The organism is Bacillus sp. EU55, from assembly GCF_038005925.1.
Lineage (GTDB): Bacteria > Bacillota > Bacilli > Bacillales > Bacillaceae > Bacillus > Bacillus velezensis.
The window spans coordinates 1,470,176-1,492,013 of sequence record NZ_JBBOUE010000001.1 but is presented as its reverse complement, the minus strand read 5'-3'; the positions used below and the strand labels follow the sequence as shown (position 1 = coordinate 1,492,013).

General features: G+C 43.4%; 20 protein-coding genes and 2 pseudogenes. 9 read left to right on the top strand and 13 right to left on the bottom strand.

Going from position 1 to position 21,838, the window contains the following annotated elements; all coding sequences use genetic code 11:
- Positions 1-14: 14 nt before the first annotated feature.
- The 8 genes from ccpC to fadH form a co-directional block, all read right to left on the bottom strand.
- The gene (gene ccpC, locus NYE50_RS07965; RefSeq protein ID WP_045926908.1) at positions 15-896 is read right to left on the bottom strand and encodes a transcriptional regulator CcpC; all 882 of its coding nucleotides are present in this window, start codon (positions 894-896) and stop codon (positions 15-17) included.
- A 139-nt stretch (positions 897-1,035) separates the two neighbouring features.
- A complete protein-coding gene (gene cbpB / locus NYE50_RS07960; RefSeq protein ID WP_003154608.1) occupies positions 1,036-1,479 on the bottom strand; it encodes a cyclic-di-AMP-binding protein CbpB in 444 nt (147 codons plus the stop codon).
- 143 nt (positions 1,480-1,622) lie between these two features.
- Positions 1,623-1,814: an antirepressor AbbA gene (gene abbA / locus NYE50_RS07955; protein ID WP_013352076.1), complete on the bottom strand. Its 192-nt coding sequence runs from the start codon at positions 1,812-1,814 to the stop codon at positions 1,623-1,625.
- Between the two features lie 140 nt (positions 1,815-1,954).
- On the bottom strand, positions 1,955-2,473 hold the full coding sequence (locus NYE50_RS07950; protein WP_016936302.1) for a ribonuclease H-like YkuK family protein: 519 nt from the start codon (positions 2,471-2,473) through the stop codon (positions 1,955-1,957).
- A gap of 123 nt (positions 2,474-2,596) precedes the next feature.
- Positions 2,597-2,836 (bottom strand): YkuJ family protein, encoded by a 240-nt coding sequence (locus NYE50_RS07945; RefSeq protein ID WP_003154613.1) that lies wholly within the window; start codon positions 2,834-2,836, stop codon positions 2,597-2,599.
- Between the two features lie 445 nt (positions 2,837-3,281).
- The gene (locus tag NYE50_RS07940; RefSeq protein WP_045926906.1) at positions 3,282-4,502 is read right to left on the bottom strand and encodes an EAL domain-containing protein; all 1,221 of its coding nucleotides are present in this window, start codon (positions 4,500-4,502) and stop codon (positions 3,282-3,284) included.
- Between the two features lie 132 nt (positions 4,503-4,634).
- Positions 4,635-5,192: a hypothetical protein gene (locus NYE50_RS07935; protein WP_159354094.1), complete on the bottom strand. Its 558-nt coding sequence runs from the start codon at positions 5,190-5,192 to the stop codon at positions 4,635-4,637.
- Positions 5,193-5,306: 114 nt separating this feature from the next.
- Complete coding sequence (gene fadH / locus NYE50_RS07930) at positions 5,307-6,071, bottom strand: 2,4-dienoyl-CoA reductase (RefSeq protein ID WP_159354093.1); 765 nt, start codon at positions 6,069-6,071, stop codon at positions 5,307-5,309.
- A 143-nt stretch (positions 6,072-6,214) separates the two neighbouring features.
- On the opposite strand from fadH, the gene NYE50_RS07925 reads away from it, so the two are divergent.
- The 4 genes from NYE50_RS07925 to NYE50_RS07910 all read left to right on the top strand — a co-directional run bounded on the left by NYE50_RS07925 (position 6,215) and on the right by NYE50_RS07910 (position 9,602).
- Entirely contained in the window at positions 6,215-7,078 is an 864-nt protein-coding gene (locus tag NYE50_RS07925; protein ID WP_159354092.1) for a metallophosphoesterase, read from the top strand.
- A gap of 74 nt (positions 7,079-7,152) precedes the next feature.
- The gene (locus NYE50_RS07920) at positions 7,153-7,647 is read left to right on the top strand and encodes a L,D-transpeptidase family protein (RefSeq protein ID WP_095240832.1); all 495 of its coding nucleotides are present in this window, start codon (positions 7,153-7,155) and stop codon (positions 7,645-7,647) included.
- 75 nt (positions 7,648-7,722) lie between these two features.
- Entirely contained in the window at positions 7,723-9,015 is a 1,293-nt protein-coding gene (locus NYE50_RS07915) for an MFS transporter (protein WP_159354091.1), read from the top strand.
- A 122-nt stretch (positions 9,016-9,137) separates the two neighbouring features.
- Entirely contained in the window at positions 9,138-9,602 is a 465-nt protein-coding gene (locus NYE50_RS07910) for a YkyB family protein (RefSeq protein ID WP_159354090.1), read from the top strand.
- Positions 9,603-9,644: 42 nt separating this feature from the next.
- Here NYE50_RS07910 and cheV read toward each other — a convergent pair whose 3' ends face one another.
- Positions 9,645-10,556 carry a chemotaxis protein CheV gene (gene cheV, locus NYE50_RS07905; protein WP_159354089.1) on the bottom strand — a complete coding sequence of 304 codons (912 nt, stop codon included), beginning with the start codon at positions 10,554-10,556 and terminating at the stop codon, positions 9,645-9,647.
- 188 nt (positions 10,557-10,744) lie between these two features.
- Between cheV and NYE50_RS07900 the strand changes: the two genes are divergently transcribed.
- Together NYE50_RS07900 and NYE50_RS07895 are read left to right on the top strand one after the other, a co-directional pair.
- A complete protein-coding gene (locus NYE50_RS07900) occupies positions 10,745-10,906 on the top strand; it encodes a hypothetical protein (protein ID WP_007409608.1) in 162 nt (53 codons plus the stop codon).
- Between the two features lie 200 nt (positions 10,907-11,106).
- A pseudogene (locus tag NYE50_RS07895) lies at positions 11,107-12,320 on the top strand (aminotransferase A).
- Here NYE50_RS07895 and NYE50_RS07890 read toward each other — a convergent pair.
- A complete protein-coding gene (locus NYE50_RS07890; RefSeq protein WP_159354088.1) occupies positions 12,301-14,121 on the bottom strand; it encodes a PAS domain-containing protein in 1,821 nt (606 codons plus the stop codon). The pseudogene NYE50_RS07895 and the gene NYE50_RS07890 overlap by 20 nt on opposite strands.
- A gap of 177 nt (positions 14,122-14,298) precedes the next feature.
- Positions 14,299-16,431, bottom strand: a complete 2,133-nt coding sequence (locus NYE50_RS07885) for a peptidoglycan D,D-transpeptidase FtsI family protein (RefSeq protein ID WP_076424033.1) — start codon at positions 16,429-16,431, stop codon at positions 14,299-14,301.
- Between the two features lie 340 nt (positions 16,432-16,771).
- Here NYE50_RS07885 and NYE50_RS07880 point away from each other — a divergent pair, with 340 nt between their 5' ends.
- From NYE50_RS07880 to NYE50_RS07870, 3 genes and pseudogenes are all read left to right on the top strand, one after another.
- Positions 16,772-17,557 carry a CAP domain-containing protein gene (locus tag NYE50_RS07880; protein WP_159354087.1) on the top strand — a complete coding sequence of 262 codons (786 nt, stop codon included), beginning with the start codon at positions 16,772-16,774 and terminating at the stop codon, positions 17,555-17,557.
- A 39-nt stretch (positions 17,558-17,596) separates the two neighbouring features.
- Positions 17,597-17,728, top strand: a pseudogene (locus NYE50_RS07875) (P-II family nitrogen regulator); the annotation flags it as partial.
- A gap of 179 nt (positions 17,729-17,907) precedes the next feature.
- On the top strand, positions 17,908-18,285 hold the full coding sequence (locus NYE50_RS07870) for a hypothetical protein (protein ID WP_159354086.1): 378 nt from the start codon (positions 17,908-17,910) through the stop codon (positions 18,283-18,285).
- A 553-nt stretch (positions 18,286-18,838) separates the two neighbouring features.
- On the opposite strand, the gene NYE50_RS07865 is transcribed toward NYE50_RS07870, so the two are convergent.
- Both NYE50_RS07865 and NYE50_RS07860 read right to left on the bottom strand, forming a co-directional pair.
- Positions 18,839-19,705, bottom strand: coding sequence for an NAD(P)-dependent oxidoreductase (locus NYE50_RS07865; protein WP_003154640.1), 867 nt, complete (start codon positions 19,703-19,705; stop codon positions 18,839-18,841).
- An 81-nt stretch (positions 19,706-19,786) separates the two neighbouring features.
- Positions 19,787-21,754: a methyl-accepting chemotaxis protein gene (locus NYE50_RS07860; protein WP_109567368.1), complete on the bottom strand. Its 1,968-nt coding sequence runs from the start codon at positions 21,752-21,754 to the stop codon at positions 19,787-19,789.
- Positions 21,755-21,838 lie beyond the last annotated feature (84 nt).

The following is a 21,838-nucleotide window of genomic DNA, read 5'->3' as shown; positions in this document are numbered from 1 at the left end:
TAATTGCTGTCTTTCTAAAAAGGGCTCTCCTGCTTCAGCATATCTTTGATGACAGAAACGAAAGCCTGCACCTGTTTTAATTCAAATGCCGGCTCATAACCGAGCAGCCATGTGTCGCGGCCGATCGGATGATCCTTTGCATCAAGCAGGGGCATTTTATTTACTTTGTCTTCCTCATCTAAGGTGACTGACGGCAAAATGGCATAACCGATTCCGTGCAGCGCCATCTGCTTGCACGTTTCAATCTGATCGACGAGGATCGTCTGTTTCGGCGAGGTTTTGAATTTTTGATGCCACCAATGCTGAATTTCCTGAAAATATGTACTGTCACTTTTGAACTGGATAAACGGCCGATCGGTATGGGCTATATCATCAATGCAGGAAATTTCCGTATCGACCAAATATAAATGATCGGTCATTAGATATTCTTTTCGGCCTTTCCATTCCGGGTTTCCCCGGATAATGCCGATATGTACCTGATCTTCATACAGACTTTTCAGCATTTCGCTGCTCCATCCTGTAATAAGGGAAACCTTTGCATTCGGATAACGCTCCACATATGTTTTTAACACTTTCGGAAGCCAGTGCTGCCCGATAATGGAGGCGACGGCAAGCTTCAATGTGCCGTGAATTTCCCCTTCAAGTTCATCAATATTTTCTCTTATTCTCTCTTGCCGGTCCGTGACATCATTTGCAAATTGTATGATTTTTTCTCCTGCCGGCGTTACCGTGAGTCCTTTTTGAGATCTTAGAAAGATCTTTGTTCCCCAGGCTTTTTCAATGGTCTGCAATCGCTGGGACAGAGCCGGCTGTGACACGAATAACCGTTCGGCAGCCTTCCTCATGTTTAATTCCTCAGCTAAAATTACGAGCATATGAAGCTCTTGAAGCTGCATGTCGTCCTCCTTTTCAATGCCTTTTCGTATTTCTTATCTACCATTCTAATAAAATAAAGGCTGCCGAAGCAAGTGCGACCAATATGTATACGTTTTCTTTTTCTGACATACAAAGAACAAATAGGCTGATCGTGCGAGCCTACTTATTCAATGACCTGATATGACTGCTCAGCTGCTTTAATACGACTCTTCTCGTAAAGATGCCTTCAAAGACGCCTTCATCATTTTCAACGCAGACAAAGCCGTTGTTAATGACCATGCTGAACCCTTTGATAATCGGATCATTGATGTGAAGACGGGGAATGTCTTTCAGCATGACCTCCTCAACCGTAATTTGATCCAGCTTCTCAAACTCAATCCGCTCAAGTCCGAAAATGCTGTTCATAATCATATTTGTGCCGATCAAACCGTGCAGACGGTACGAAGCGTCAAGGACTGGAATAGCGGTATAGCCGGTTTTCGTCAGCACTAAAAGAGCATGCTCAAGGTTGTTTCCGACTTGTACGTGCGCCACTTTATCCGCCTCGATCATAAATTGTCCGACTGTTGCATCAAGAAGCTGATCTGATTGTAAGCTAATCATGTCACTTCGACCCCTTTACATTTTTCATCAAACCATGTATTCCCTATATCGCAATAATATAAACATTATCATTTTTTGTCGAAAAGTTTCCGTCAATAAAAAAGATACTCTTTGCAATCGAGTATCAATTTATAAGCCGCTGATTAATTTTCGTTCCGGAAACGGTCATAAAGCGTTACGAGTTTTTTATAAGTGGTTCCATCAACGCTTTTTGACCCTGCTTCTATATCGTTGATTTCGCTGGTCAAAAGCTCAATGGCATATTCATGATTGATCAGGATATTCAGCAGAAGTTTTTGTTCTTCTTCCGTAAATCGTTCACCGATAAGACTCATACGTAATCAGGCCCCCTATTTTTAACTGAATACCTCTGAAAGCAAGATGATATTTGCTTTCAGCTCTACCGCTAGGATAAGTAAACAGAAAAAAATCGTCAACCGCATAATTCGACATTTTGCGGATTCTGTATGACATATTATTTTGTGTAACGATTGGCATAACTGAATGCTGTGCAGGAATCGGGCTTGATTTTCGCTTCAATGCCCATCGAGGTAATACGGCCGGTCATTTCTTGTATCAATTCTTTTGTCAGCCCTTTTTGGCCGATATCCAAGTGCACTTCAAATGTAAGATCCGCTCCTTCATCAGCGAAAGGCAGGAGCAAATCGGTAATTTCCATGAAACGTCCGTCGAGGATATGCGCAGCCATCTCCTGGCTGAATGCGGTTTCCAGCGAAATTTTTTCGCGAAGGCTATGTATCGGTCTGGCGAGATCGTGATTTTTCAAACAGCCCCAAGCTCCCTTGCCTGTACGGTGCAAGTGTATAGCCGTAATAAACTTCGTGAAGTCGCGGTAAACTTGTGAATCAGTCCCCACAGACAGCACGTATGCTGATCGGGGGTCTTTATTGACAAAGCGTTTCAGCCGCTCCATCACGTCTTGAAAGGTCATCTGTGCCTCAGAAAGATTATAAAACAGAAAAGAATCAGCCATGTACGGACACTCCTCTTTCCAAAATCTACAACCAAACGAACGAGCACGGTTCCTTTGCATGATTTAATAAAGCTCCGCTTGCGGAAGACGGGAAGCTTGGTCAGCCTGAAAAATCAAACCAAATTACTGAAGGAGCTCAAAAATTTCAATAGAAATCATGTCAATGTTATCAAACGGATATGTGTTAGGTTTTTCACCTTTTTGGAAAACCGTCAGCTCAAACGTTTGATTCTTTTCAAAATATTTAACACTGCATATTTTCTCACCATTTACTTCGAAGTAACGCTGCATCGGCTCATTAGCCGCTTCGGCTGTTTCTTGCAGACTTTGCAGCCGTGTGATGATACCCATTAATTGTGACATTCTAAAAAAAGACTCCTTTCAAAAAACAACTTCAAATCAACAAGTATTTATTATAATACAAGTTCTACAGAGCATCATACCATAAAGTAGACCGGGATGGCATTTTCCCGCTGGATTTTCAATAAGAAAATAAACGGGAAAACCGTGTTTTCGAATAGTTTGAAGCTTTTTTCGGAATGTCATACACCTTTTATAAATGATTTTTCGCTTTTTGAGCCGCCATTGTCAGATGTATGTGAGAAGAAGCCTTTTTATGCGCAGGAAGGCATAAAAAAACTTGGCGGGGGTAGCGCCAAGCTTTTTCGGATCTTGATCTGATAGAGGGGTTGGGGAACAGAGAGTAACTTCTCTCTATAACTAAATGATAATGATTATCAGTATCATTGTCAATCGTTTTTTTAAACTTTTTCACATTTATAAAAAAAAGCGGCTTACAGCAGCCGCTTTATAGTAATCCGTCCTGTTCATATAAATAAGAGTAAGGCAGATCGATAAATAAATACATATTGTCATCCATCGGGTATGAAAAGGTTCTGATCATCTCACCCGTTTCAATATCACTGTACAGGTCACTGAAAAAGCCTTTTCTTGAATTACGCATCTTCATGATGTTTTCTAAAAAGTACGGACGCCAGCTCCAGTTTTTCTCCATGTATTCAGGCTGATAAAGCCATTCGCCGGATTGCTTGAACACATTTCCCGTCAGCTGATAGCCTTCTTCATCACACATATAAATTCTGAAACAGCAGTCCGTCAGGTTTTCCGCCAGTTTCTTAATAAACTCATCATCCGCCTGATGGGTTTTCTTCAGCTCGGAAACTGCCTGATTGACCCGCTTATAAAAATTCTCAGAGTGTTCGTATACTGTCTCCAGCTTCTTTTTTTCTCTCGTGATAAATTGCTGAAACTCCGTTTTCAAGCGTGCTTTTAACAGGCTGCGGTCTATAAAATCGCCGCTCGGCGCCTGCAGATAATAGCCTTGAAAAAATCGGCCTCCGTTTCTCCATGCGTACTGGAGCTGGAAATCAGCTTCTATATCTTCATACAGCAGCGCGGCGCCGATTTTTCTCGCCAGCAATGAAATGCTGTACAGCACATGCTCATAGGATGGTGACGGCTGAGATACCTTCAGCGCCTGCAAATCTATTTTCAGAAGGTCTGGTGAAAGGAGCGCGATTCTGTCCAGGTTGCTGCTCTCCTTACCTATATTGTCCACCGCGATTTTAATGCCGTATGTACGATAGTAGGCAAGCATATGGTACAGCTGTTCAATGTCGCCTTCGAAATTGTGCTCGGTGATCTCAAGCACAATACGGTTCAATTCAATGCCCTGCTCTTCGTATTCTTTCAAAAGCTCAAGAAAGCTTTCGCCGTGGTCAAGCATTAATACATTCGCATCCTGATTGATAAAAATCAACAGATCACGATCAGCTTCTTTAAACCTCTCCAGCGCCTGCCTGATGACTCTGTCATCGACCTCAAGCTTATATTCTTCCGGAATGCCGGAATCTAAGAAAAACGGCCCAAGGCTCTCAATCTCCGTATCTGCCAAAATCCTGCCAAGCACTTCGTAACCTACGACTCTTTGTTCCTCAGCGTTAAAAATCGCTTGGTAATACGGAATGACATCATCAATATTCGTCAGTATATCAAGTGGGTCCAACATGTTATCACCTGCTTCTCTATCTTTGTCTGATTATACACAATTATATCAGCACCACAAATGTTTAGATTAGGGGAAAAGGAGGCAGTATGGCAGCAGCTTAAAATAAAAGGGGGACATTTTTAAGATCACTCTTTAGACCGGGTCATTAAGGACGTTGTTCATTTGTTTCACAATCACAAATAAAAGTATAAATATAAGAGCATTATAACCGGCAGCTGTCCAAAAATAATGGCTCCAATCAGTTCTGTTATATATCCAATCATCCTCATGTTCCAACTGAAAAAAAGTTCCTTTTTTATCTAAAGTGCCAAATGTAAGAGTTGTTAACACGCCAACACTCTTGGAAACGTCAACTCCATACATTGAACCGGCATGATCAGTATGATTTATTGGCATATACGTATAATCAGATAAAATTGTTTCCGCGAGCTTAGTTGGCAGAGACACATAACATACAGCCGATGTATCGCCTCCGAGCCCAGACAAATACTCCCTGACTTTAATAAATTTCGTTTCATCAGGAAAATCGATGTGATATAGTTTTTCAAATCTGATTATTTCATCAGATGTAAGATTGGTATTTTGATAATACTGTGGAGTAAAAGCACAAATCATAAAGTACCAAATATTAAAGATGATAACTAAACTGCTTACAAATAGTACAACGAACCATTTAAATAATTTCTTCAATTAATCGCCCCTTAATCTTTCAAAATTATATCATAATTTCGAATAGAAAATAAAACAAGCGAACGGCAGGCTTTGACGTTCGCTTGTTCTGCAAAATAGTCAATATACGAAAAATTAAAACGGATAAGGATTCAGCCACTGCCCGCCGTCCATTGTGATACAATCCCCGTTTATGTAGGATGCTTCATCAGAAAGTAAAAACGCTGCCAACGCGGCGATTTCTTCCGGTGTGCCAAGCCGACCAAGCGGGACACTGTTCATAGTGCGGGACACCGCTTTTTCCGATTCGAACAGCTTCTCCGCACCGCCTGTTCGTTCAATCGGGCCTGGGGCTATCGCGTTTGTGCGGATGCCGTATTTGCCCCCCCATTCAACGGCCAGCGTTCTTGTCAGTGACAATACCCCCGCTTTGGCTGCAGCGGAATGAACGACCCCTGCTCCCGCTCCCCATGCGTATGTGGCGGCCATATTCAATATGACACCCTTCTGCTTTTGCTCGATCCAATGCCTTGCCGCGGCTTGGCTGCAAAAAAAAGTGCCGTTTAAAACAATCTCAATAACCGCTTTCCATCCGTTAGGCGTCAGCTTTTCTGCCGGGCAAATAAAGTTACCGGCCGCATTGTTAATCAGCGCATCAAGCCGGCCAAAGACTTTTACCGCTTCTGTCATCATGTCTGAAGCGGCGGATTCAGAACGGACATCCATTTGAAAACAGGCGACCTGTCCCTCAAAGGTCTCAATTTCTTTTCTTGTTTCCTCAAGTGCTTCATGGTTCCTCCCCGTCACCATGACGTGCCATCCCAGTTCAGCCTGTTTTTTCGCCATTGCTTTTCCCATGCCGCTTGAACCGCCTGTAATGATTACCGCTTTCTTATCCATAATAACCCCACCCCTTTTATTGAATGAATAATCATTCATAATTCTATCACAGATGTCTCTGCCCGTCATTACATGCTGAGAAGGGATTTTCCGGCCAAGCTGATGATATAATAGAAAAACTCTGACAAAGGTTGGTTTTACATATGGAGAAAATGACGAGAAGAACATTTTTAAAAAGAGGATTCGGCATTTTTGGCGCGGCTCTTGCGACGGCTTGCGGAGGCTACGGCTATGCCCGGTATATTGAACCGCGCATGATTGAAATCACCCGGCATACAATCACCAGCCGCCTGATTCCACGCGGCTTTGACAATTTTAAAATCGTTCAATTCAGCGATACGCATCTCAGTGACGTGTTTACAGCCGAAGACTTGAATAAAACAGCTGAAAAGATCAATCAGCTGAAGCCTGATCTGCTTATCTTTACGGGAGATTTAATTGATAAGCCGCATTTATATCATGATCATCAGCATGCGCTCGCCGTGCTGGAAAGGCTTGAAGCTCCTTTCGGCAAACTTTGTGTATACGGAAACCATGACCACGGAGGCTACGGCACGAACACGTACAAGACCCTGATGGAAGCGGCTGATTTTCAAGTGCTTCGAAACGGCTTTCGTCAGGTGCAGCTGGCAAATGGGAGCCGGATTGAACTTGCGTCTTTGGATGATTTAATGCTCGGAAAGCCTGATTATGAAGGCACTCTATCCCGTCTTTCCGAAGATGCGTTTTCCATTTTACTCGTTCACGAGCCGGACGCCGCACTCAAAATCGGCGGACATCCCGTAAACCTGCAGCTGTCGGGACATACTCACGGCGGTCAGGTGCAGCTTCCGTTTTTCGGGCCTCTCATTACGCCCCCTTACGGAAAAACATATACCGACGGCATGTATACGCTGCATGACACAACCGTTTATGTCAATCGCGGGCTCGGTACGACAAGACTGCCGTATCGATTTTTAGCAAGACCGGAAATCACGCTGTTCACATTAAAAACTGTACAAAAATAAGACTTTTATCCCGATGCGCAAACAGCCCCTCCTTAATATGTATATGGAAAAGAACAAAAAGGAGGGTGATGAAACTGCTGACCTATCAAGTGAAACAAGGAGAAACCATCTCAAGCATTGCGCAAGACTTCAGAATAAGCACGGCCGCTCTCCTTCAGGCAAATCCCTCAATCCAATCGGTCATTTATGCGGGACAGCATATTATCATACCGAATCTTCCCGACCCATCCACTATTCCCTACTCCATTGTCGTGTATATCGGAGCGAAGAAACTGGAGTTATACCGCCTTGGCAGGCTCATCCGTACGTATCCGATCGCAGTCGGAAAAATATTGACGACCACGCCGACCGGGGAATTTTACATCGTGAATCGCCAGCCTAAGCCCGGAGGTCCGTTCGGCGCTTATTGGCTCAGCCTCTCTAAGCTCCATTACGGCATTCACGGGACAAATAATCCTTCCTCCATCGGCAAAGCGGTATCAAAAGGATGCATCCGCATGTATAATCAGGACGTCACTGAACTTGCCGCTACCGTCCCTAATGGAACAAGGGTGACGATTATAAGATAGAAAGATCTCATTTGTTTATGGAACGAGCTGATGATAATATATTACAGTGGGACCTTTAGGGTAAGGAGCGTGTTTATGGATATATTTAAAAATCGCAATTTTGTCCGTTTATTTTTCGCAGCACTCGCTTCTCAAATGGGAACGACTGTAGGTAATATGGCTTTCGCTTTTTACTTGCTGGATCGCTTTGCCAACCAGCCGGCATATACGACTTTGGCAGAGCTGATGTATTCGCTGCCGACAGTTTTCGTATTTCTGATTGTCGGTGTCGCAGCTGACCGGCTCGACAGGAAAAAGGTCGCAGAAAATTGTGACTGGATCAGGGCGGGACTGACGATCGTATTGTTTGCGGCATTATACAGCGGGAATATTCCTCTCGTGTTCTGTATTTTGTTCATCAGAAGCGCCGTGACCAAGTTCTTTTTCCCGGCGGAAGCCAGCCTTGTACAAGCTATTCTGCCTAAGGAGCATTATGCGAAAGCAGCGGGACTTAACCAGATCCTGTTCAGCATCTTTATGGTATTCGGAGTCGGTATGGGTGCGTTTATGTATAAAACGATCGGTGTGCACGGAGCCATTATCCTTGATTTTATCAGCTTTATTGTGTCAGGCTTTCTGATCCGCGCCTGCCGCATTCCGATAGAAGCCCGTCAGCCGAACGGCCCTTTTAAATGGGGAGATTCGTTTCTGAAAGACTCGGTCGCTGATTTTAAAGAAGGGATCGTATATATTATTAAAAACAAATTGCTTGCTTCTCTTATTTTTGGATTTTTTATTTTTGGATTTGTCAACGGCGGCTTTGCCGTACTTCCGATGTTTACGATGAAATACGGACTTGCGCCCGATCATTACGAATCACACACTTCCATCTTCACCGTCGCACTCGGCTTCGGCCTGCTTGCCGGAAGTGTGATCGGCACGATGATCGCAAAAAAAGTCAAACCGCATCATTTGATGTCGCTTCCGATTTTGGCTGCCGGACTGCTCATTTTTGTCCTCGGCTATACGAATCAGCTGTGGATTTATTATGCGGCGGCTTTTGTCCTCGGCATGTGCATCGGCCCTGTCAATATCGCCATCGGCGGCTGGATGCCGAAAATCGTTCATCCGAAAATAATGGGCCGGGTCAGCGGCTGGCAGGATCCCTTTATGATGTTTGCCCAATCGATTACACTCGGACTTGTCGCCCTGTTATTTCCGAAATTCGTTTCCAATATTGATTACCTTTATTACGGCATGGGAATCGTGATTTTGGCGGTATTTGTGTTCTATTTTATCGCTCTTCCGAAATACAGCGCCGAGGCAGCAGAGGTCGATGTGCAGCAATCATTAAAGGCTGATTCCGAAAAACATGCAAATCCTGTCTAATAAAGGAAAAAGATGCGCCCTTTTCATCAGAAAAAGGCGTATTTTTATAATCAATATTTGCATTTCAACGCTAAAAAAGTATAATCTATATATGAACTTGATCAATGCAAAGGAGAGAAATAATGGACGACCACGCTTATTCGAAAGAGCTGCAGCCAACCATCGAGAATCTTTCAAAAGCTGTTTATACTGTGAACCGCCATGCAAAAACCGCCCCCAACCCTAAATACCTTTATCTGCTGAAAAAACGGGCATTACAAAAGCTTGTGAAAGAAGGCAAAGGGAAAAAAATAGGGCTTCACTTTTCAAATAATCCCAGGTTTAGCCAACAGCAGTCAGACGTACTTATCTCTATCGGAGACTACTATTTTCACATGCCTCCAACAAAAGAAGACTTCCAGTATCTTCCGCATTTAGGTACGTTAAATCAATCGTACCGCAATCCTAAAGCACAAATGTCTTTGACAAAAGCGAAAAACGTATTGCAAAAATATGTGGGCTTAAAGGAAAAACCGCTTGCCGCCAACAGGCAGCAGCCCGCTTATCATAAACCCGTATTTAAAAAACTTGGTGAGAGTTATTTTTAATTCCGCCGCAAAAAAGCCGATGCGTCATGCATCGGCTTTTTTCTATTCAATCACGTACGTATCCACTTTTTTAATGAGCTCGCTGATTTCAGGCTTGCTGATCTGTTCATCCGCCCCGACGACTTCGCCCCGGTGGCGCAGGTCGTCCGTAATCAGGGACGAGAAAATCATAATCGGCACATCAGAACTTTGCGGGTTATCCTTAAGGAGCTTCGTCAAACGATGCCCGTCCATTTTCGGCATCTCAATGTCACTGATAATCATGTCAATATGGTCTGACAGGTTTTCTCCTCTATCCGTCAGTTCCACGACGTAATCATACGCTTCTTTTCCGTTTTCAAACGTAACGATTTCACTGTACCCCGCCTCAGTCAGCTCATCCGTCAAAAGACGCAACAGAAGCGGCGAATCTTCAACGATAATCAGTTTTTTACCCGCCCGTCTTTCATCAAATCCTTCCTGATGGACATGATAAGTTTCAACTCCGGATGCCGATTCAATATCATAAATGATCTTTTCATAATCAGGCAGAAAGATCATCGTGTCTTCCAGTTTGATGATTCCCGTTAAGTGCCGCTCCATGCCCTGGTTCAGGGAAGTCGGCTTTTCAATCGCCTCCCAGGACACCCTGTGGATTTGTGAAACGGAACCGACGTGAAAGACGATTTTCCGCTTGTTGAATTCCGTTACGATATATTTATCGTCTTTTGCTCCTTCGGCATCAACGCCGAAAAAGGTATACAGACTGATGACGGGAAGAATTTCGCCTCTCAGCTTAATCATCCCTTCTACGTCTTTATGAGACTGAGGCACAGATGTGACATCTACCGGCTGAATGATTTCCCGGACTTTCATCACATTTATGCCAAATGTATTGACACCTACTTCAAATTTGACGATTTCTAATTCGTTTGTGCCTGAATCCAATAAAATATCGTATTGTTGTAAAGACAATTCAATCCCTCGCTATCCGCATTCAGTATTGTACTGTATATATCGGCTGGAAACGGAAAAAGTGAATGTATTCGGGCCAACTGGCCATGAACTCTTTATAAAAAGATGCTTTTTTCTGATATCCCATTGACTTTTTGACATCGAGTGGTAAAATAGTCAAGGATTTTTCAGGAAGAAGGGTGTAATAAATGGGTACAGTAGTCATATTCGACCAAGATCAAATGACGGTGTTAGAAGATATCAGCAAAACGGCTTACCTGCAAATGAAAAAAGAGGCGAAAGAGCGTCCCGACAAGCCCGCTCCATACATCTTATGGCGGGAAGACGTCAGCTTTGAATACGGGTATTAATGACATTCGCCACATATCACAATAGATAGATCATGATACAATGAAGACAATCATTTCAGCTGGTTGTCTTATTTTTTTCTGAAAGAAGGTATGTTTTCACATATCGGACATATATTCGGGATAGTTCAATAAAAAGATGACAAATGCTCAGCTAGTGGTAAAATAGGAGAAACTCAATATATAGTATAAGGTGATGAATTATGGAACATTTGCTTAATCCGAATGTAAAAGAAATTGAAATTTCAGGAATTCGCAAATTCTCAAATCTTGTAGCTCAGCACGACAATGTCATTTCGCTTACGATCGGTCAGCCGGATTTCTTCACGCCGCACCATGTCAAAGCGGCTGCCAAAAAGGCAATCGACGAGAACGCAACGGCATATACTCCGAATGCGGGCGGCCTTGAGCTGAGACAGGCCGTACAGCTTTATATGAAGAAAAAAGCTGATTTGAATTATGAAGCTGAAACTGAAATCATCGTCACAACCGGGGCAAGCCAAGCGATTGACGCGTCTTTGCGGACGATTTTATCTCCGGGCGATGAAGTTATTCTCCCCGGACCGATATATCCGGGCTACGAACCGATCATCCGCATGTCGGGCGCCGTTCCGGTCCATGTGGATACGACGACACACGGATTTAAGCTGACGGCGCGGCTCATTGAAGAATCGCTGACACCAAAAACAAAATGCGTCATTCTTCCTTATCCGTCAAATCCGACCGGAGTGACATTGTCTGAGGAAGAGCTGCAAAACATCGCAGCCGTCCTGAAGGGCAGAAATGTTTTTGTCCTGTCTGATGAGATTTACAGCGAATTAACCTATGACAGACCGCATTATTCGATCGCGTCTTATTTGAGAGACCAGACGATCGTCATCAACGGCCTGTCAAAATCACACAGCATGACGGGCTGGAGAATCGGTTTCATTTTCGCACCGAAAGAAATTGCCAAGCACATCTTAAAAGTTCACCAATACAGTGTGACATGCGCGTCTTCAATCTCTCAGAAAGCGGCTCTTGAAGCGGTGACAAACGGTGTTGATGATGCGCTTATTATGAGAGAACAGTATAAAAAGCGGCTTGACTATGTATATGACCGTCTTGTTTCAATGGGGCTTGACGTCGTAAAGCCGTCAGGCGCATTTTATATCTTCCCTTCCATTAAGTCATTCGGAATGTCATCGTTTGATTTTAGTATGGCTCTTTTAGAGGATGCAGGTGTGGCTCTTGTGCCCGGCAGCTCGTTTTCAAAGTTGGGTGAAGGGTATGTGAGGCTGTCATTCGCATATTCACTGGATACATTGAGAGAAGGCTTGGACCGGCTGGAAGCATTTATTTTAAAAACGAGAGAATCCATGCAGACTATTTAAACAACGGCATAACGCCGTTGTTTTTTATTGTTTCGGGAATGTAATATGAAAGGCCGTGCCTCTATCCGGTTTGCTGTCTACTTGGATAGCTCCCTGGTGGTTTTTAATAAGGTTGAATGTGACCATCAGCCCCAGGCCGGTTCCTTTTTCTTTCGTTGTCAAAAACGGTTCGCCTATTCGTTTCAGCACGTTTTCCGGTATCCCGTCACCCTCGTCTTTCACCGTCACATTAACGGAATACTCATCTTCTGTCATAAGAATGTGAACCGTTCCCCCATCCGGCATCGACTCAATGGCATTTTTAATCAGATTGATAAACACCTGTTTCAGCTGATTTTGATCACCGTTAATATACATGCTGTCATGTTCGTAATCCGTTTTGATAAAAATCCCTTTAAGATTTGCCTGCGTCTCTAAAAGAGCGGTCACTTCACTTATAATTTTCTTTAAGTTTACACGCTCTTTCACGGCGTTTTGCTGAGGTTTGGCAAGCATTAAAAGCTCACTTAAAATTAATTCGATTCTGCTCAGTTCAGAAAACACAATTTCAAAGTAATGTTCGTTTTCCTCCATCGTCGGCTTCATGAGCTGTAAAAATCCTTTGATCGCCGTCAGCGGATTGCGGATTTCGTGAGCGATTCCCGCCGCCAGCTGCCCTGCGATAGACAGCTTCTCCGACTTCAGCATTAATTCCTCCGTCTGCTTCCGCTCAGAAATGTCACGCAGAATGACCTGCACGGCCGTTTCTCCGAAAAACGTCGTCGGAATGCAGACCATTTCCGTGTAGATCAGCCGGTTTTTAAAGGTAAACCACGATTGCTTAATAATTTCTGACTCGGTCTTTCGGTTGATAATATTTTGGATCCGCTGTTTCACGCCGTCATGATCACAGGGATGAAGCTGATCATAGACGTTTTTCCCAATTAAATCTTCATATGTTTCAGCCTCAAACAGCGAAATGCCCGACTCATTCATGAATACCCATTTATCATTGTGAATCACGGCGATCGTGTCAATTGAATTCTGAATGAGGAGCTGATAACGCTCTCTGCTTTTTTGCAGAATCGTTTGGAATTTTTTCCGTGAAGAAATATCAATCAGAAGCAGCAATTCCGCCCGCTGATTTTTATATGTCGTCGGTGCCGCCTTCACTTCTAAATGAACGGGCGTGCCGTCGAGCCTTCTCCACGTCTGTTCGATCATTCCGACTTCCATTCCTTTTTGCATCCGCACAATTCGGTTTTTCACAATGTCGTGGTACTCTTCTTCAATAAACTCATAAGAGCGCCTGCCGATTACCTCGTCTTTGCTTTCGGCTCCCAGCATGGCAAGCATCGCGTTGTTGGCGTAGGCGATTGTGCCGTTGATGCTGACATATAAAGGATTCGGCAGCATTTCGACAAGACGCTCGAATTCGCCGTTTCCAGCCGCATCTTCCGACTGTTGTTCTGCCTTTTGCTTCTTTTGTTCATACATATAAGGCCGGCGGGGCGTCTTCTCCTCAAGCACCTTGATTTTGAGGATGATTTCCCGATCCGTCCCCTCCATTTGCGGTGTGACAATTTCCACACCCGCTTCAAGCCATACGATGGTATGATCTTTTTTAATAAGACGAAAGGTGCAAGGCATCAAATGATGCTCATTATAGAAGTAACTTTCAACCAAAAATTGATCTTCTTCATGCAGGAACGTTTTGAGAAATGACCCGATCATCTCTTCCTGAGAATAACTGAAGTACGATTTGCAGTTTGCAGAAATATACATAATACGCCCGTTAGACGTCAAAACGGCATGAAGATCGGTTTTCGATTGAAACTGTTTGACATGCTGAGTATCCTGTTCCACAGAATCCCTCCTTTGCATTATACTCGCACTGCAGGCTGAACACGGACTGGTATAAAAAGAAATTCCACTAGATTGATTCGCTAAAAAATGAGCATTCTCCTTCTATTCTTATTGTGAACGTCAATTTTCCTGAATGAAAGAAAGGGCGCACGAGATGTTCGGCCGCCCTTTCATTTGTTATTTTTTATTGTATTTCTTTTCAAGTTCTTTGTAAGCGTCAATTGCTCCCTTGGCAATGTTTTTGCTTACATGATCTTTATCATTTCGAACAGACGGAACGACGACGCTGAATGCCACTCGTGGATGTTCTGACGGATAATAGCCGACAAAGGTCAGGTTATACGTGTACTTCCCCCACCAGTTTTTGTTCGTGCCGTAATAGTGCGTCTCCGCGGTTCCCGTTTTTCCGGAAACATCAGCGCCGGAACCTTGGAATGTTGAATAAGCCGTTCCTTGAGGTGAGCTTGTGACCAATTTCATTCCTTTATGAACCTGATCAAAATCGCTCGGGCTGTTATTTACTTTGTTCAAAATTTTAATATCTCGCTGTTCAATCGCTTTTCCAATCTTATTTTTGCTGTCCGGTTCATGAATGCTTGTGACGATCCGCGGCTGAACGCGATACCCGCCGTTTGCGATGGCTGAAATATATTGAGCCATTTGAAGCGGCGTATACGTATCAAACTGTCCGATCGCAAAGTCAAGCAGCAATCCCCCGACCATTTGCGGATTTGACTGCATGCCCGCTGATTCCTGCGGAAGATCAATCCCGGTCTTCACACCCAAACCGAATTGGGCGTAGTAGTTGCGCATTTTCTTAATATCGTCTAATCCGGCAGGCAGCGTGCCGTACGGCCTGTAGGTAATGCCGGCGATATGCATGGCCACATGAAACATATATACGTTTGAACTTCTTTGCAGCGCGGTCAGCTCAGTAATGGCTCCCATTTGTGTCCACGATTGTTTTCTCGTTTTGCCTTTAAATACAAGCGGTGCATCGACAAACGTTTTATAATGCGGGAGGCCGCTTTGGTAACCCGCGAGAACAGTCGCTCCTTTAACAGAAGAGCCCATCTCATATTGGGTCGTAAATGCTCCGATCGCAAAATCCTGTGTTTTATTTGTTTCGAGATCGATGCGTTTCCCCGCCATTGAGAGAATATCCCCGTTGTTCGGATCCATCATGACGGCAAATCCTCTGTCAACCATAAAGTTGCCTGCGGCGCGGCTTCTTCTCAGCTCTTTTTCAATGACTTTTTCGACTTTCGACTGTAATTCCATATCGAGCGAGAGCTGCAGATCGTAGCCTCTGCTGCCTTCATCGACGGGCTTTTGGCTGACGACTTCACCTTTGCTGTTTTCCACATACTCTACTTTTTCTTTATGTGCGTTTAAATAGTCTTCATACTGATATTCAATGTAGCTTTTACCCACCCGGTCATTCAGTGAGTAGCCTCTTGTGACATAATAATCTTTCCGTTCGCCCAACAATCCCTGTTCCGGTGTCGTCACACCGCCGAACAGAGAGTACAGCGTTTTGTCGTATGGATATTTCCGCGTCCAGTCATTGATCACGTCAATGCCGGGGAGCTCTTTCAGGTGCTCGGATACCACGGAAACTTCTTCATATGTCAGGTCGCTTTTTGGTTTTTGCTTGTTGTTTTCATGCTCGTCAAGCAGTGAACCGCTGTTTCCGTTTCCGTTCAGCTTATTCGGGTCCATTGATTTGACGACTTGCGGCTGATAGGCGTTGCCGCTTGAAAAACGCGTATAAATCGCCGCGATTTCCAGCTCTTTTTTATTTTGTTTGATCGCGTCAATCTCCTGCTTCGGGACGCGTTCAATCTGGCGTTTGTATACTTCTTGGGATTTCAGGCTGTTTTCTGAATCCTTCATAAGCTTTTCCGCCTTCTTCGGATGTGCGGCAAGCCAGTAATCAATGATATTTCGATCCTTCATAAATTCAGTATCAATATGAATCAGTGCGGCGAGATTTTTTGCCGTTTTCAATTTGTCCTTTGCCGAGGTTTTTGAGGTAGAAACGTATACAATTTCAGGCACAGCCTGGTTATCAACCGCCACTCTGTTCCGCTTGTCATACATCTTTCCCCGCGGTGTCGGATAATAGGCGGTTTTTGCATTTGCCTTCTCCGCATCCTGGCGGTGTTTATCCCCTTCGACAATCTGGACGATGCCGAGTTTAAAAATCAGTGCCGTAAAGAGAAGGAAAACAACTAAAAAATAGAGATTCATTCTCAGCGCTCTGTAACGTTTCGTTTTTTTCTTTGGTTCACGCGCAACTTCAGCCACTTTCTGTTACACCTCTCAAATCATTGAATATATTTACATAAACAGATTTTAATTGTAACATTTTTGTAAAAGTTGTTACAGCGAAAACGGGTAAAAAAAACTGTCAAGATCAAATTATCTTAAAATATATCTAACACTTCAAATAATTTGAAGAGATGTAACGGATTTTAAAAAATAAATACAGATCGTTTTTCCCGGTATAGAGCCATTTTTCTGCGCTCAATTACAATTATGACAAGAGTTTGTTGTCAAAGGAAATGGCTGCCTGCATTATGACAAAAAAGCTGTGATAAGATTTTTCATGTAGAAAAAAACAACTTCTCTGGGAGGCTATAAACTTATGAAAAAAGCATTTCTCTTATCTGCTGCCGCGGCAGTCAGTTTGATTACATTCGGAGGCATTCAGCAGGCATCTGCCAAAGAGCTGTCATGCCAGCACGTCGTTACCGTGAAAAAAGGAAACACCGTACAGCATCTGACTCTTCAAGAGGCTATTGAAAAACTACATATGAAAACGAGCGTGAAAAAGCTGAACGTTAAAAATGAGAAAGAACTGAAACAGCAGCTGCAAAAACACGCAAAGCATTCTGATATGACAGTTAAAGACGTTCAAAAAGAAACACCGGCAAAAACGGCACCGGCAGCTGCCGAAAAACCGAAAGCCGATCAAAACCAGCAAAACCAGGCTGCTGACAATGCAAAGCAGACAGATAACACAAACAACAGCAGCGAGAAAACTCCTTCTTCTGTCAGTGCGTACGAAAAGAAAGTCGTTGAATTGACAAATGCAGAGAGACAAAAGCAAGGCTTAAAACCTCTGCAGATTGATGATAAACTAAGCAAATCAGCTCACGCAAAATCACAAGATATGAAAGACAAAAACTATTTCGATCACCAAAGTCCTACTTACGGCTCACCTTTCGATATGATGAAATCTTTCGGAATCACTTATAAAACCGCCGGTGAAAATATCGCCAAAGGACAGCCGACTCCTGAAGCTGTCGTTAAAGCTTGGATGAACAGTGAAGGCCACAGAAAGAACATCATGAATCCTGAGTTCACTCAAATCGGTGTCGGTTACGTAGAATCAGGAAACATCTGGACACAGCAATTTATCGGAAAATAAATAATAAAAAAGATTGCCCCTGCGGGCAATCTTTTGCTTGTCGAAAAAGTGACTGAGACGGTGCAAAAAGTGCTCAAAACCCGTAATTCCGGAGACGGGAAAATCTTTATTTTTGAAATTCACAACACAATCAACATCCGTACGGGCGAAGAAGGGCCTGACACTTTATAAATTTATAAACATTTTAAGCTCCCGGCACATAAGTGCTGGGAGCTTTTTTGTAAAATCTTAAACGTGATGATTAAATTGGTTTTGTTAGCCTTTGCTTCTTTAGTAATACTTTATTTAATAAAAAGTAGAATTTACCTATTTTCTGTTGAATATTTTTTCAAAATTTAGTAATATATTGAATGGGTTTCTTATTCACAGTTGCTCTATTGACATTCGGGATTTTCTCAAACAGTTCAGAAGCGTTAGCCATGACTTCAAAAGGAGCAATTAAATTCCAAACAGATGCTAATACTTACTCAAAACACGCTACTTCTATTGTCGTAACAGGTACTATGTCTAATCATGAACTAAACGAGGGTGTTGTAGTTGATCTTTTAAATAAAAAAGGAGATTCAGTCAAATATACAATTGTTAATGGCCGTAATATTCGCAGTTTTAGAGTAAGCTTTTCAACAAAAAATATTCCAGCAGGCAAGTATGATGTAATGGTAGCAACGACTTGGGGAAACCAAACCCATAGAGGAGTACTGAAACACTATATTACTGTACAACATTAAAATTCATATTATTAACAAATGGGTTTAACGTTGATTTCATCTGGAATTCTCAAAAAACAACATGTAATGATGAAATCTCTGAATCGAGGATGTTTTCGTAAATCTCTTGGATTTTTTACGATACATCCTCTTTTATTTTTCAGTTTTGCTAGAAGGCTAATCTATAGAATTTCAATTTCGGATGCCCAATTATTAGGTTTTAATTGCGGGAATCAACTCGATTTATTGTAATGTACATTTGGGTTACTCGAATTCATAGTTGAATCAAACATGATACATCCTACTGTTGGAAAGTTGTATTAATCCTTATAACTATTCGGAAATCCCCCTTTTGATTTATAATAGACAGCCTGCATCAAACAAACGAGGGGGATTCCAAACAGTAGAATACTATAAACGGATACATGTTAATACATTACCCTGCCAAGTTCCTGTCTTCATTAAAGGCTCTAAGAATCAAGGTTTGCAGATTATTGTTTACAAAACACCATCAACAATACCGTAAGCCTTCGCTTCCTCGTATCCATAAAATATCGCGTTCGGGCAATCTTTTTTATTTCACCCAAAGCTTATAAATGCTTTGAGTTCCGCTGTTTTCTTCACCTTGCGCGGAAAGCTTGTCGTATAATGATTTGGCAAGTGCCAATCCGGGCATTTCTTCTCCCATCAGCTCCGCTTCTTCAAGGGCGATTCCCATGTCTTTAATAAAGTGTTTCACGTAGAATCCTGGTGCAAAATCGCCTTTCAGCATACGGGGAGCGAGGTTGGACAATGACCAGCTTCCGGCAGCTCCGGTTGTAATGCTTTTCAGCACTTGTTCCGGGTTCAGACCGGATTTTTCAGCGTAAGCCATCGCTTCAGCCACTCCGACCATTCCCGCTGCAATCGCGATCTGATTGCACATTTTCGTATGCTGGCCGCTGCCAGCCGGCCCTTGATACTGAATGTTTTCCCCCATAACGGAGAAAAGCGGCAGGCATGCTTCAAACGCTTCTTTTTCTCCTCCGGCCATAATGGCAAGCGTTCCGTTCCTCGCGCCGATGTCTCCGCCGGAAACGGGTGCATCCAGGGCGTGAATGGATTTTTCTTTGGCTTTCTCCGCTATCTTCTTCGCCAGAGACGGTTTTGATGTCGTCATGTCAATGACAAACGCCCCTTCTTTTGCATGACGAAGAATGCCGTTTTCGCCGAGATAGATTTCCTCGACATCACTCGGATAGCCGACCATGGTAATAATGATGTCTGCTTTCTCTGAAAGGTCTTTGACCGTCTCCTGCCAGACCGCTCCCTTATTCAGAATCTCTTCCGCTTTTTGTTTCGTCCGCGTGTAGACTAAAACAGGATAGCCCGCTTCTAAAATGTGCGATGCCATACTGTTTCCCATGACGCCCAAACCGATAAATCCGACCGTTTTGTTCACTGCGCTTTCCTCCCCTGATGCGATTCATAATATCATTCTCTCATGTCTATATTACCATATTATAGGCTGATAGAGTCCGCGTTACAAGGTGAATTTAGAAATAGCGCTGATCAGATCTTCGCTTGCGCTCTTTAACATATCAGTCGATTGCTTCACTTTTTCAAGCGTAACGAGCTGTTCATCAGTAGAAGCATTCACTTCTTCCGCCGCTGCCGCAGATTCTTGAGAAATGGCGGAGATGCTTTGAATCGCTTCTTGAATCGCGGCTTGTTCTTCACTCATTTTTTGAATGTCATTGTAAATATGATCTATACCTTGAACGAGAGACTGCATTTCCGTCGTAATCAGATTGAGGACCTCACCCGTTTCATGAATGGCGCTGTTTTGTTCATCATTCATTCTGCTTGCCTCAATCATCGCGTGTGACGCTTCTTTTGTCTCAGATTGAATCAGCCGGACCGTTTCACTGATATGGCCGGAAGAAAGAGCTGATTGTTCAGCAAGCTTGCGGACTTCTTCAGCGACGACGGCAAAGCCTCGTCCGCTTTCTCCCGCTCTAGCGGCTTCAATACTCGCATTCAGCGCCAAGAGATTCGTCTGGTCTGAAATGGCGGATATTGCCGTCACGACTTCTTCTATGTTTTTCGTTTGTTCTTCCAGGTCATTCAGCATTGCCTCTACTTTTTTCGTTTCTGAATTGGCTTCGTTTGACTTCATCAGCAGCTGCCCGAGCGCGTCCAGTCCTTTGTAGCTGGCATCCTCTGAAGATTTTGAGAGTTGTTTTATGCTGCCTGCGCGATCTGCGATTCCTTTTATTTTGACTGAGAGATTTTCTGATTTTTCGTTGATCGTCTCAACCTCTGACGCTTGCTCTGTCGCTCCGGCGGCGACTTCCTCTATCGCTTTTGCGATTTGTCCGCTCGTTTCATTTGTTTCTTGTGAAATGACGGTTAGCTGGTCAGATGTATCAGACACATTTTCTGAGGAGGCCTTAACCTGTTCGACCATCTCTTTCATATTTTCAACCATTTGATTAAAGTCTTTTGTTAACTCGCCTACTTCATCTTTTGATTTCGTCTGGGCGCGGACGGTTAAATCTCCGGCTGAGACTGAATTTGTTTTGGCGATCAGCTGCTGAATCGGCCCGGTTATCGTTTTTGCTAGTAAATAGCTGAGTCCGATCGTAATCACAAGAGCGATCAGTGACATAAAAATGCTCACCGTGTTCATTTTGTCGGCTACTCCCATCAGCTGATCTTTTTCAAACTGCGTTCCGACTTTCCACCCTGTTTCTTTTACCGTTTGGTAGACGACCATGTTCCCCTGCAGCTCTTTGATGCCTTCTTTATCCGTAGTGATGTCTTTCAACGTCTGATCTTCCGAAATATTTTTTCCCTGTTTTTCCGGATGCGCCAGCAGAGAACCGTTTTCATCCGCCAAAAACGCAAATCCTTTATATGGAACCTTTTGCTCGTTGACCATGCTCTGAATGGAGGACAGCTTCAGATCTAAGCTCGCCACTCCGACGACGGTTCCGCTGTTTTGAATGGCTTTTGACGCCGTCACAATCATGTCTCCCGTCACTGCATCTTTATAAGGGTCAGTCCAGACAACTTTATCGGGTTTTTCGGCCGCCATCTTATACCACGTTCTATTTGTCGGATCATAGTCTTTGGCAAAATGTGCCTTTGGATATGTAAACATTTGTTTGTTTGCGGTTCCGACGTACGCAAGCGCGACATATTTGTCATTCCGTCCGATCTGTTTTAACTCATCGTTAAAAAGCCGCGCGGTTTCTTTCTTCCCATCTGATAGAAAAGACCGGGACAATTCACCGCCTGCTAATCTCATTAATACGGTCTCATCATTTTTCAGCTGAAGCTCAATGTTCTGACCGAGTGAATTGGTGACATTCTCTGTCGTACGTTTTGCTTCCTCCGTCATCATCGGCTTTAATGTCAAATATGAAGAAACCGTTAAAAAAACAACCGTTACGATAAGCATTACCGATACAAACACAGCAATTTTGATGTGCATTTTTTTAAACATAACCATCCCCTCCTGAGAGTTATATCGGTCTTTCGGCCAAGAAAATGAATAAACCTTGAAATAAATATCAAAAATTTCCGCCAT